This is a genomic window from Citrobacter sp. SX206, assembly GCF_024181025.1.
Classification (GTDB): domain Bacteria; phylum Pseudomonadota; class Gammaproteobacteria; order Enterobacterales; family Enterobacteriaceae; genus Citrobacter; species Citrobacter youngae.
This window is the reverse complement of record NZ_CP049738.1, coordinates 4,436,414-4,448,987: the sequence shown is the minus strand read 5'-3', so window position 1 is coordinate 4,448,987 and position 12,574 is coordinate 4,436,414. Positions and strand designations below refer to the sequence as shown.

The window sequence follows — 12,574 nt, the reverse complement described above, 5'->3', positions numbered from 1 at the left end:
TCAGCAGGAAGTGATTGTTATACTATCTGCATATTCGTTGGATCGTTTCGATATGCGGAATCGACTTCCGGCAGCAGATTTCATTTTGCATTCCAAAGTTCAGAGGTAGTCATGATTAAGAAAATCGGTGTGTTGACAAGCGGCGGTGATGCGCCGGGCATGAACGCAGCAATCCGTGGTGTTGTACGTGCAGCGTTAACGGAAGGACTGGAAGTCATGGGGATCCATGATGGCTACCTGGGTTTGTATGAAGACCGTATGGTCCAGCTTGACCGCTACAGCGTGTCCGACATGATCAACCGTGGTGGTACTTTCCTCGGTTCTGCTCGCTTCCCGGAATTCCGCGACGAAAATGTGCGTGCAGTGGCTATCGAAAATCTGAAGAAACGTGGCATCGATGCATTAGTTGTTATTGGTGGTGACGGTTCTTACATGGGTGCAAAACGCCTGACTGAAATGGGCTTCCCGTGCATCGGCTTGCCGGGCACTATCGACAACGATATTAAAGGTACTGATTACACCATCGGTTACTTCACCGCATTGGGTACCGTCGTCGAAGCGATTGACCGTCTGCGTGATACTTCTTCTTCTCACCAGCGTATCTCCATCGTTGAAGTGATGGGGCGTTACTGCGGCGACCTGACCCTGGCTGCAGCAATTGCCGGTGGCTGTGAATTTGTCGTGGTTCCGGAAGTTGAATTTAGCCGTGATGATCTGGTTGCTGAAATCAAAGCCGGTATCGCGAAGGGCAAAAAACACGCAATCGTCGCGATCACTGAGCACATGTGTGATGTTGATGAACTGGCACATTACATTGAGAAAGAAACGGGCCGTGAAACGCGTTCTACTGTACTGGGTCATATCCAGCGTGGTGGTTCTCCGGTTCCTTACGATCGTATTCTGGCGTCCCGTATGGGCGCATATGCTATTGAACTGCTGCTGGCAGGTCATGGCGGTCGCTGTGTCGGTATTCAGAACGAGCAACTGGTTCACCACGACATCATCGACGCTATCGAAAACATGAAGCGTCCGTTCAAAGGTGACTGGCTGGACTGCGCGAAAAAACTGTACTGATTGTTTTTGGTTGCCCGGTGGCGCTTCGCTTACCGGGCCTACAACGTGTACTCTTGTAGGCCGGATAAGGCGTAAGCCGTCATCCGGTACAACCTTCCTCATTTATTCCCCAGAGTTATAGCAAATCTTTTTTTATTCTTTAATGTTTGGATGCCTTTCTGGCACGCTTTGCTCATCACAACATCACATAAGAGAGCTGGGCGATGAACAAATGGGGCGTAGGGTTAACATTATTGCTGGCATCGACCAGCGTACTGGCAAAGGATATTCAGTTACTTAACGTATCGTATGATCCAACGCGTGAACTGTACGAGCAGTACAATAAAGCCTTCAGCGCGCACTGGAAGCAGGAAACGGGCGACAACGTCGTGATCCGCCAGTCGCATGGTGGTTCGGGTAAACAGGCGACTTCCGTCATCAACGGCATTGAAGCCGATGTCGTGACGCTGGCACTGGCATACGACGTGGATGCCATTGCTGAACGTGGCCGTATCGATAAAAACTGGATTACGCGCCTGCCGGACAACTCCGCGCCTTACACCTCCACCATTGTGTTCCTGGTCCGCAAAGGCAACCCCAAACAAATTCATGACTGGAACGATTTGATCAAACCGGGCGTGTCAGTGATTACACCAAACCCGAAAAGCTCAGGCGGCGCACGCTGGAACTATCTGGCGGCATGGGGCTATGCCCTGCACCACAACAACAACGATCAGGCCAAAGCGCAGGACTTCGTCAAAGCACTGTTTAAAAACGTTGAAGTGCTGGATTCCGGTGCGCGTGGTTCAACCAATACCTTCGTAGAACGCGGTATCGGTGATGTGCTGATCGCCTGGGAAAACGAAGCGCTGCTGGCAACGAACGAACTGGGTAAAGATAAATTCGAGATAGTGACGCCGAGTGAATCTATTCTCGCGGAGCCGACCGTTTCCGTCGTCGATAAAGTGGTGGAAAAGAAAGACACCAAAGCGGTGGCAGAGGCTTATCTGAAGTATCTCTACTCTCCGGAAGGTCAGGAAATTGCAGCGAAAAACTACTATCGTCCACGTGATGCAGACGTCGCGAAGAAATACGAAAATGCATTTCCGAAGCTGAAGCTGTTCACCATCGACGAAGAGTTTGGCGGCTGGACGAAAGCGCAGAAAGAGCACTTTTCTAACGGCGGTACGTTCGACCAGATCAGCAAACGCTAAATAAGTCTGTGATTTACCGACCCGGTGGCTTAGCGCGACCGGGTTTTTTATTTGTCATCGTTTTGCGTTACTCTTGCGCCTCAATGGGATACAGGGAACGCGTAATGAAAAAAGCAGGTTATCTTTTACTGGCGGTTATGGTGGTTGCCGCCGCTGCGGGCGTTGGGTACTGGAAATTTAGCGGTAACCCGGACGCGTTACGCCAGATAGTCCTTGAACAATGCCTGCCACATCAATTGCAGCAGCACGATCCCGCGCCGTGTACTGAAGTTAAACCCGATGCCGGATATGTGGTATTCAAAGACCGAAACGGTCCGCTGCAATATCTGTTGATGCCCACTTACCGTATCAATGGTACGGAAAGCCCACTGCTGTTGAAATCAGGCACGCCGAACTTTTTCTGGTTGGCCTGGCAGGCGCGCAGCTTTATGAGCCAAAAATACGGGCACGAAATCCCTGACAAAGCGGTCTCGCTGACCATTAACTCGCGTAGCGGACGTACGCAAAATCATTTGCATATTCATATCTCCTGTCTGCGAACCGACGTCAGAACGCAACTGGATGATAATATAGCGGAAATCAGCACTCGCTGGTTGCCATTGCCCGGCGGATTACGCGGGCATGAATATCTGGCGCGCCGCGTCACGGAAAATGAACTGGCGCAACGCAGCCCGTTTATGATGCTGGCAGAGGAGGTGCCGGATGCTCGCGAGCATATGGGCCGCTACGCCCTGGCAATGGTGCGTCAAAGCGACGAATCCTTTGTTCTGCTGGCGACCCAGCGCAATCTGCTGGCGCTCAATCTCGCCTCCGCTGAGGAAATTCAGGATCATCAATGTGATATTCTGCGTTAACCCCACCTAATCTGGCGTTTACTCCGCATGCCTGTCCCCGTATTCTTGTTGAAAAAAACAACAGGAGACAGGCATGTCGCTCTGGCTTACACACCCTCTGTTTATCCCCTCTCTGGTGGTTGGCATCACCATTCTGCTCTGGGCTACGTCGCTGCTGCCGGAGTTTATCACGGCGCTGCTGTTCTTTGCCGTGGCGATGGTGGCCAAAATCGCGCCACCGGATGTCATCTTTGGTGGCTTTGCCTCATCGGCGTTCTGGCTGGTTTTCAGTGGTTTTGTGCTGGGTATCGCGATTCGTAAAACGGGGCTGGCGGACCGGGCGGCGAGGGCATTGTCGTCAAGGCTGACAGACTCCTGGCCATTAATGGTCGCAAGCGTAGTGCTATTGAGTTACGCGCTGGCGTTCGTCATGCCGTCCAACATGGGACGTATTGCGCTGCTGATGCCGATTGTGGCGGCGATGGCGAAACGGGCTGGAATTAACGACGGCACGCGCGCCTGGTATGGTCTGGCGCTGGCCGTTGGGTTTGGGACGTTCCAGCTTTCCGCCACGATCTTACCTGCTAACGTACCAAACCTGGTGATGAGTGGCGCTGCGGAAGGCTCTTACGGCATCCACTTGAATTATCTTCCCTATTTGCTGCTGCATACGCCGGTTCTGGGTTGGCTTAAAGGCGCGGTTCTCATCGTGCTTATCTGCTGGCTGTTCCCTGGCAAGCCCCATGCGCCGCGCGATCTCACGCCGTCGGAACCGATGAGCGGAGATGAAAAACGTCTGGCCTGGATGTTAGCGGTGGTGTTGCTTCTTTGGGTAAGCGAAAGCTGGCACGGCATTGGCCCCGCGTGGACCGGGCTGGTGGCGGCGGTGATTACGCTGTTGCCGCGCGTAGGATTTATTAATGGCGAAGAATTTTCCAGTGGGGTGAATATCCGTACCTGCATTTACGTGGCGGGTATTCTGGGGCTGGCCATCACCGTGACACAGACCGGTATCGGTAGCGCGGTAGGCGAGGCGCTGTTACAGGTGATGCCGCTGGATGCGGACAAACCGTTTACCAGCTTCCTTGCATTGACCGGCATTACCACCGCGCTCAATTTCATCATGACGGCGAACGGCGTTCCAGCACTGTATACCACACTGGCACAAAGCTTTTCAGATGCGACCGGTTTCCCGCTACTCTCGGTGATTATGATTCAGGTACTGGGTTATTCCACACCGCTATTGCCGTATCAGGCATCACCGATTGTGGTGGCAATGGCGTTAGGAAAAGTACCGGCAAGAGCTGGAATGCTGCTGTGTATCGCGCTGGCGGCGGCAACGTATCTGATACTGCTGCCGCTGGATTATCTGTGGTTTAGCGTGTTGGGGAAATTATAGTTGCATCAGAATGTTAATTTTTTGTTTTGTGAGTGGGTGAATTGTATTATGCGCACCGATATTGGTTAATACCTGAGCGCATAATTGCGTGCTGGAAACTCAAGGATTGATTCATGGACAGATTGACCCCCATCCGCTGTTGGCCTGCCATCATCTCGATTGTTATTACGCTGACCATCTGGTTTGTTATCCCATGTCCAGCAGATGTCACCCCCGAGGCGTGGCATCTGCTGGCGTTATTTATCGGTACTATCGCGGCAATTATTGGTAAAGCGATGCCTATCGGCGCGATTGCGATTGTGGCAATTATGCTGGTAGCCATGACCGGCGTGACGCATCCCGGTAAACCCACCGCGGCGCTGAGCGATGCGTTAAGTGGTTTCTCCAACCAGCTTATCTGGCTGATCGGCATCTCGATTATGTTGTCGCAAAGCCTGTTGAAAACGGGGCTGGGCGCGCGTATCGGCTATGGGTTTATTGCTTTGTTTGGCAAAAGAACGTTGGGTATCGCGTGGGCGCTAACGCTGGCAGAAACGCTGATCGCACCCGTTACGCCAAGCAATACCGCACGCGGCGGCGGTATTATTCACCCAGTGATGCGGGCGATTGCGGAAAGTCTGGGTTCTCAACCCGGTGACAAAGAGAACGGTGCTACAGGTCGTTATCTGGCTCTGGTGAACTACAACATTAACCCGATCAGTTCGGCAATGTTTATTACCGCTACCGCGCCAAACCCGCTTATTGTGAGTTTCTTGACCAAAGGGACGGATGGGGTGCTGAATATGACCTGGGGAATGTGGGCGATTGCGGCGCTTCTTCCTGCCGTTGTCTCACTGGTCGTGATGCCTATTGTCATCTGGTGGCTCTATCCGCCCGCTATTACACGCACGCCGAATGCGCCAGAGTTTGCCCGGGAAAAGCTGGGGGCACTCGGTCCGTTGTCGCTGGCTGAAAAAATCACCCTCGCGGTTTTCGCTTTGCTGCTCTGCCTGTGGGCAGGTGTTCCTGCCATGCTGATGGGCAGTACCTGGGCCGTTAACCCCACCAGCGCGGCGCTCATTGGCTTGTCTGTTCTGTTAGTGACAGGGGTATTGAGTTGGGACGATATCCTTAAATGCCGCGGTGCATGGGATACGATAGTCTGGTTTGCCGCACTGGTTATGATGGCGGATTTCCTGAGCAAACTGGGTCTGGTGGGGTGGCTGGCGACGAGTGTTGGTAGCGCAATTGACCATCTCGGCGTGCACTGGAGTATCGCCACGCTGCTGCTGATCCTGCTTTATGTCTATTCACACTACTTTTTCGCCAGTACCACTGCACATATCACGGCCATGTTCGCGGCTTTCTTTGCTGCCGGATTAGGCCTCGGTGCTCCACCGGCGCTGCTCGGTCTGATGCTGGGCTTCTCCTCCTCCTTGATGATGTCACTCACGCACTATGGCACGGGTACTGCGCCTATTATCTTTGGTTCGGGCTATGTCACGCTGGCGGAGTGGTGGAAAACGGGGCTGGTGATGAGTGTGGTCAACCTGACCATCTGGGGTGTCACGGGGGCCTTCTGGTGGCACTGGCTGGGATACTGGTAAAGCGGGTATAAGAAGGGGAGCGATGCTCCCCTTTTAACAACTTAGGCCTGTTTAGCGGCTTCTGCTGCTTTAACGATGACTGCGAAGGCGTCTGCTTTCAGAGAAGCACCGCCAACCAGCGCACCGTCGATGTCCGGCTGAGCGAACAGTTCTGCGGCGTTTGCTGCGTTTACAGAACCGCCGTACTGGATGATAACTTGCTCAGCGATTTTCGCATCAGCTTTAGCAATGTGGTCACGGATGAATTTGTGGACTGCCTGAGCCTGAGCAGGCGTTGCAGATTTACCGGTACCGATAGCCCATACAGGTTCGTAAGCGATAACCACGCCTTCGAATGCTGCTGCGCCCTGAGTTTTCAGCACTGCGTCGATCTGACGTGCACAAACTTCTTCAGTTTTGCCCGCTTCGTTTTCCGCTTCGGTTTCACCGATGCACAGAACCGGGGTCAGACCCTGTTCTTTCAGCACAGCGAATTTCTTCGCGATCAGCTCGTCAGATTCTTTGTGGTAAGTACGACGCTCAGAGTGACCGATAATGATGTACTGCGCGCCGATATCTTTCAGCATTTCAGCAGAAGTTTCACCGGTGAATGCGCCAGACAGGTTCAGGTCAACGTTCTGCGCGCCCAGAATGATGTGGCTACCGGCAGCGGCGTGTTTCGCCAGGTCGATATACATTTCCGGCGGAGCGATTGCTACTGCACAGCCAGCAACGCCAGCCAGTTCTTTACGCAGGTTAGCAACCAGTTCGTTTACCATGTGGCGGCTGCCGTTCAGTTTCCAGTTACCCATCACTAAAGGATGTCGCATTTCATTTCTCCACGCTTGTCAGCGAATTAAGGAAGATGGCCGCCCGTCAGGGCAGCATGGTCTGTGAAACAGTATAGAGATTCATCTGCGGAAAGGCTTTGCTTTTTGTCATCAATTCGCCTTCTCAAGACTTTCTGATAGTGCCAGCTTAATCGGTTCAACAGCGAAGGTCAGCCCCTTTTCGCCGTTATCTGCAACAACATAGCGGATTGCGCCTTCCGTTTCGGCGTAATAGTGCTTACCTTTGCCGGCAGCGAGCAGTTTTTGCAGCTTTTTCTGACTCTGTTCTTTCGTCAACAGCGGCGCGACGGTGCGAATGACGGCGGTCATGTATTCCAGCGCTTTCGCTTTGGCCGCCTTTTGTTCTGGCCCCTGAATCGGCAGCCAGGTTATCTGCATACTTTTGATTTTTAAGGTGCCGCGCTCAAGGGCGGAGGACGCATACAGGTTTTCATTAATTTTACTGGCCGCGCGGGTGAGATTTGCCCGATCGCGGCTGCTGTCGATGGCACGGAACTCATTCAGAATAAGCTTCGGATTCTGCGTATTAAAGTTTTCGCGAAACTGGCTAATCGACAGGTCAAAGGTCGGCGCACCCGCCAGTAAATAGGGGGCCGTGGTTGCCGTCGATGGCTCTTCCGCCAGCGCCGCTGTATTCACGGACATGGCTGAAAACAATAATAAAAACAGTGTAAATCCTTGCTTCATCAATCGTACCTTTCATTCTCACTGCTCACGATTAAAACGGTAACCGTCGGGCTTGTCAAAAGGGTAAACTGTTCTGGAAGGTAATAATAAAGGAACTTACATGACCATACAGCAGTGGTTATTCTCATTTAAAGGGCGTCTTGGACGCCGTGATTTCTGGATTTGGATAGGCTTGTGGATAGTCGGGATGCTGGTTCTGTTCTCGCTGGCGAGTAAACAATTGCTCGATATCCAGACGGCGGCATTTTGTCTGGTTTGTCTGCTGTGGCCGACGGCTGCAGTCACAGTAAAACGTCTGCATGACCGGGGGCGCTCCGGAGCGTGGGCGCTGTTGATGATTCTGGCGTGGATGCTGCTGGCCGGAAATTGGGCGATATTACCCGGCGTCTGGCAATGGGCGGTAGGCCGCTTTGTTCCAACGTTGATTCTGGTTGGTATGCTTATCGATCTGGGGGCGTTCATTGGCACCCAGGACGCAAATAAATATGGTAAGGATACGCAGGACGTAAAGTACAGAGCTGACTCGTAGGCCGCGCCATCCGGCAAAATGCCCGGGTGTTTACCGGGCATTGAAACGTTCTTACCAGTAGTGCTCTGCGGTCATATGGCCCGGTCGACGGCGCAGGTGTTTGGTCATTTGCCGGGTCTCTTTCAGCAACTGCTGCGTGTCGCGTACCATTTGCGGGTTTCCGCATAGCATCACATGGCTGGTTTCTTTTTCCATTGGCAACCCGACTGCTTTTTCTAGCTCACCGCTCTCAATCAACGCCGGAACTCGCCCGGTTAATGAACCTGCGGCGGTTTCACGGCTCACAACCGTCTGGATACGTAATTTACCTTCGTAGCGTTTTTCCAGGTCCTGCATTAACGGCAGATAGCTTAAATCGGCGGCATAGCGGGCGGCATGGACCAGCACCAGATTCTTAAAACGGTCCAGATCTTTGCCCAACTGCAGAATCGATAAATATGGGCCGATAGCGGTACCGGTTGCCAGCATCCATAGCGTGTCACAATCGGGGACTTCATCCAGCACGAAGAAACCGGCGGCTTCACTCACCACCTGGACTTCGTCGCCAGGTTTCAGTGCGGCCAGACGGGGGCTGAGTTTTCCGTCAGGAACCGTCACCAGATAGAACTCTAAATCGGGGTTATCAGGCGCATTCACGTAAGAATAGGCGCGCTGGACGCGCTCGCCGTCGATTTCGAGGCCGAGCTTGGTAAACTGACCTGCGGTGAAGGGAAGAACCGGAGCTCGCACGGTCAAACTAAATAAGGCATCGGTCCAGTTCTGTACCTTCGTGACTTTGCCTGTTACCCAATCTGCCATGGTTTTCTCCTGTCTGCTGTGATTGCCTTATCTTCGTTCGTTGCACGAAAGATTTCCAGCCCAGATGGGCTGGAAGGCTCTATTGATCAAATCAATTACAGGATATGCGTCTGTACATCCGGATCTTTGCGATCGAGGTAGTGAATCGACTGAATGCGACGGATCGTACGTGATTTGCCGCGGATCAGCAGTGTTTCGGTGGTGGCAATATTACCTTTGCGGCTAATCCCTTCCAGCAGATCGCCTTTGGTGATCCCGGTCGCGGAGAAAATAACGTTGTCGCTGCGGGCCATTTCATCCAGACGCAGCGCTTTACCTGCCTCAATACCCATCGCGGCGCAGCGAGCCAGCTCCTGTTCGCCGATACGACGGTTCTCTTCGCTGTCGCCTTTGACGTCATGGCGAGCCAGCAGGCGGCCTTGCATGTCGCCATCCAGAGCGCGGATAACGGCGGCAGAGACGACACCTTCCGGCGCGCCACCAATGCCGTACAGCACGTCAACTTCGCTGTCTGGCATGCAGGTCAGAATCGAGGCCGCCACGTCGCCGTCAGGAATGGCGAAGACGCGTACGCCCAGTTTTGTCATCCCGGCAATAACCTCGTCATGGCGTGGTTTTGCCAGGATGGTAACGGTCAGTTCGCTGAGCGGTTTGTTGAGCGCGGTAGCAATGTTACGCAAGTTGGCTTCCAGCGACAGGTTCAGGTCGATGGACCCTTTTGCGCCTGGGCCGACAATCAGCTTTTCCATGTACATATCCGGCGCGTTCAGGAAGCAGCCTTTATCGCCAACGGCCAGTACGGCCAGCGCGTTTGCCTGACCCATGGCCGTCATGCGTGTGCCTTCGATAGGATCGACGGCGATGTCGACCGCATCACCAAGACCGGTCCCGACTTTTTCACCGATAAACAGCATCGGCGCTTCATCAATCTCACCCTCGCCAATCACGATGGTGCCGTCGATGTTGACCTGGTTGAGCATAATACGCATGGCGTTCACCGCCGCGCCGTCAGCGGTATTTTTATCGCCGCGGCCCAGCCATTTATAGCCAGCCAGCGCGGCCGCTTCGGTCACGCGTGAAAATTCAATGGCAAGTTCTCGTCTCATTGCAAACTCGTAGCTGAAAGGAATGGCGCGAAGTGTAGCACAGGGGAGGGGACGAGATTATTGATGTGTGTGCGGGGTTGCCCCCGCACGAAGAGATTGCCGGATAAGCCAAAGTTGCCATCCGGCAATGACGTATTACTCGTCGTGATCTTCCCACGCCAGAGCGCGTTTGACCGCTTTTTTCCAGCCGCTGTAACGGAAGTTACGTTCGGTGGTTTCGATGCCAGGGCGGAACTCACGCTCAATGACCGCTTTTTCCTGCAGCTCATCCAGATTCTGCCAGAAGCCGACAGCCAGACCGGCCAGATATGCTGCACCCAATGCGGTGACTTCGCGGACTTCCGGACGCTCTACGCGGGTACCCAGAATGTCAGACTGGAACTGCATCAGGAAGTTGTTGGCGACCGCACCGCCATCGACGCGCAGGGCGTGTAAACGAATACCTGAGTCCGCCTGCATCGCTTCCAGAACATCACGCGTCTGATAAGCGATAGACTCAAGCGTTGCGCGGATGATGTGGTTGGAGTTTACGCCACGGGTCAGGCCGAAGATGGCGCCACGTGCATACGGGTCCCAGTACGGTGCACCCAGGCCAGTAAATGCCGGAACAACATATACGCCGTTGGTGTCCTTCACTTTGGTGGCGAAGTACTCTGAGTCGAAAGCATCGCTGATGAGTTTCATTTCATCACGCAGCCACTGGATGGATGCACCCGCCATGAACACGGCACCTTCCAGCGCGTAGTTCACTTCCCCGGTCGGTCCGCAGGCGATAGTGGTCAGAAGTCCATTTTCTGACTTAACGGCTTTCTCGCCAGTATTCATCAGCATGAAGCAGCCAGTACCGTAGGTGTTCTTCGCCATCCCTTCTTTCACGCACAGCTGACCGAATAGTGCAGCCTGCTGGTCACCCGCGATACCGGAGATAGGAATACGTGTGCCGCCTTTACCACCGATGTTGGTCTGGCCATAGACTTCAGAAGAACGACGCACTTCTGGCAGCATGGCACGCGGAATGTCCAGCGCATCCAGCATCGTGTCATCCCAGTCCAGGGAGTGGATGTTGAACAGCATGGTACGCGAGGCGTTGGTGTAATCCGTGACGTGTACGCGTCCCTGCGTCATTTTCCAGATAAGCCAGGTGTCAACGGTACCGAACAGCAGTTCGCCACGACGAGCGCGCTCACGCGAGCCTTCTACGTGGTCGAGGATCCACTTCACCTTGGTACCGGAGAAGTACGGGTCAATCACCAGGCCGGTGTTGTTACGGATGTATTCTTCCATGCCATCGCGCTTGAGCTTTTCGCAGATATCTGCGGTACGACGACACTGCCACACAATAGCGTTATAGATTGGTTTACCGGTCTCACGCTCCCAGACGATGGTGGTCTCACGCTGGTTGGTAATACCGATCGCTGCAATTTCATCGGAACTGATATCGGCTTTCGCCAGAACTTCAACCAGCGTAGAGCTTTGGGTTGCCCAAATTTCCATTGGGTCGTGTTCTACCCAACCTGCTTTCGGGTAGATTTGCTCGAATTCGCGCTGTGAAACGGCAACGATATTCGCATCGTGGTCCATTACGACCGCGCGGGAGCTGGTGGTGCCCTGGTCGAGCGCAACGATATATTTTTTTTCAGTCATAATTTTTGTCCCGTAGTCACATTACAGCGAAGCTTTTTGTTGAGTGTTAGCCGCCGCGTCTTTTTCTTCAATCGCGCAGACATCGCACGGTAAATGGCGACCAATCAGTTTGCGATATGCCCATGCGCCCAAAATCGCGCCGGTAATTGGGCCAAACACCGGAACCAGGAAGTAAGGGATATCACGACCACCCGTGAAGGCAATCTCACCCCATCCGGCCATCCAGGCGAAGAGTTTCGGTCCGAAGTCACGTGCCGGGTTCATCGCAAAACCGGTCAGTGGGCCCATGGATGCACCAATAACGGCAATCAGTAAGCCGATCAGCAGCGGTGCCAGTGGACCACGCGGTACACCATTACCATCATCGGTCAGCGCCAGAATCAGCCCCATTAGAATAGCGGTAATGACCATTTCAACCGCGAAGGCCTGCACAAAATTGATATGCGGGTTTGGATAGGTGGAGAAAGTACCTGCCAGATTGAGGCTTTCTACACTACCGCGCACGATATGGTTCGTTTGTTCGAAATCGATGAAAAGATTGTAATAAAGCCCGTAAACCAGTGCCGCTGCGCAAAAGGCGCCGGCAATTTGCGAAATAATAAAAGGAACGACTTTGCGTTTGTCAAAACACGCAAACAGCCATAGTGCGATTGTGACTGCTGGATTCAGGTGTGCGCCAGAAACGCCTGCGGTCAGATAGATAGCCATGGCTACCCCCAGACCCCAGATGATACTGATTTCCCACTGACCAAAAGTAGCCCCGGCCACTTTGAGTGCAGCGACACAACCCACACCGAAGAAAATCAACAACCCGGTACCGAGGAATTCAGCAATGCACTGGCCTTTCAAGGTTGATGTTTGACTCATAATCGGATCCTGAAGAGTTTAATGTTTA

12 protein-coding genes are annotated in these 12,574 nt (G+C 53.5%); 6 read left to right on the top strand and 6 right to left on the bottom strand.

Annotated elements, in window-relative coordinates:
* Positions 1–111 precede the first annotated feature (111 nt).
* The 5 genes from pfkA (at position 112) to G8S19_RS21405 (ending at position 6,085) form a co-directional block, all read left to right on the top strand.
* Positions 112–1,074, top strand: a complete 963-nt coding sequence (gene pfkA, locus G8S19_RS21425; RefSeq protein ID WP_003028778.1) for a 6-phosphofructokinase — start codon at positions 112–114, stop codon at positions 1,072–1,074.
* Positions 1,075–1,277: 203 nt separating this feature from the next.
* Entirely contained in the window at positions 1,278–2,267 is a 990-nt protein-coding gene (sbp, locus tag G8S19_RS21420; RefSeq protein WP_048214006.1) for a sulfate/thiosulfate ABC transporter substrate-binding protein Sbp, read from the top strand.
* 104 nt (positions 2,268–2,371) lie between these two features.
* Positions 2,372–3,121: a CDP-diacylglycerol diphosphatase gene (locus G8S19_RS21415; RefSeq protein ID WP_048214005.1), complete on the top strand. Its 750-nt coding sequence runs from the start codon at positions 2,372–2,374 to the stop codon at positions 3,119–3,121.
* 73 nt (positions 3,122–3,194) lie between these two features.
* The gene (locus G8S19_RS21410; RefSeq protein ID WP_137364412.1) at positions 3,195–4,499 is read left to right on the top strand and encodes an SLC13 family permease; all 1,305 of its coding nucleotides are present in this window, start codon (positions 3,195–3,197) and stop codon (positions 4,497–4,499) included.
* A 113-nt stretch (positions 4,500–4,612) separates the two neighbouring features.
* Positions 4,613–6,085, top strand: coding sequence for a DASS family sodium-coupled anion symporter (locus G8S19_RS21405; RefSeq protein WP_061066967.1), 1,473 nt, complete (start codon positions 4,613–4,615; stop codon positions 6,083–6,085).
* 41 nt (positions 6,086–6,126) lie between these two features.
* Here the strand turns inward: G8S19_RS21405 and tpiA are convergent, their stop codons facing one another.
* Both tpiA and G8S19_RS21395 read right to left on the bottom strand, forming a co-directional pair.
* Entirely contained in the window at positions 6,127–6,894 is a 768-nt protein-coding gene (tpiA, locus tag G8S19_RS21400) for a triose-phosphate isomerase (protein ID WP_003028783.1), read from the bottom strand.
* 111 nt (positions 6,895–7,005) lie between these two features.
* A complete protein-coding gene (locus G8S19_RS21395) occupies positions 7,006–7,602 on the bottom strand; it encodes a YiiQ family protein (protein WP_061066968.1) in 597 nt (198 codons plus the stop codon).
* A 100-nt stretch (positions 7,603–7,702) separates the two neighbouring features.
* Here G8S19_RS21395 and G8S19_RS21390 point away from each other — a divergent pair, with 100 nt between their 5' ends.
* Positions 7,703–8,131 carry a DUF805 domain-containing protein gene (locus tag G8S19_RS21390; protein ID WP_137364414.1) on the top strand — a complete coding sequence of 143 codons (429 nt, stop codon included), beginning with the start codon at positions 7,703–7,705 and terminating at the stop codon, positions 8,129–8,131.
* Between the two features lie 51 nt (positions 8,132–8,182).
* On the opposite strand, the gene fpr is transcribed toward G8S19_RS21390, so the two are convergent.
* The 4 genes from fpr to G8S19_RS21370 form a co-directional block, all read right to left on the bottom strand.
* Positions 8,183–8,929, bottom strand: coding sequence for a ferredoxin--NADP(+) reductase (fpr, locus tag G8S19_RS21385; protein ID WP_200045124.1), 747 nt, complete (start codon positions 8,927–8,929; stop codon positions 8,183–8,185).
* 95 nt (positions 8,930–9,024) lie between these two features.
* Positions 9,025–10,035 carry a class II fructose-bisphosphatase gene (glpX, locus tag G8S19_RS21380; RefSeq protein ID WP_061066970.1) on the bottom strand — a complete coding sequence of 337 codons (1,011 nt, stop codon included), beginning with the start codon at positions 10,033–10,035 and terminating at the stop codon, positions 9,025–9,027.
* 135 nt (positions 10,036–10,170) lie between these two features.
* Positions 10,171–11,679 (bottom strand): glycerol kinase GlpK, encoded by a 1,509-nt coding sequence (gene glpK / locus G8S19_RS21375; protein WP_048213999.1) that lies wholly within the window; start codon positions 11,677–11,679, stop codon positions 10,171–10,173.
* Positions 11,680–11,700: 21 nt separating this feature from the next.
* Positions 11,701–12,546 carry an MIP/aquaporin family protein gene (locus tag G8S19_RS21370; protein WP_048213998.1) on the bottom strand — a complete coding sequence of 282 codons (846 nt, stop codon included), beginning with the start codon at positions 12,544–12,546 and terminating at the stop codon, positions 11,701–11,703.
* Positions 12,547–12,574 lie beyond the last annotated feature (28 nt).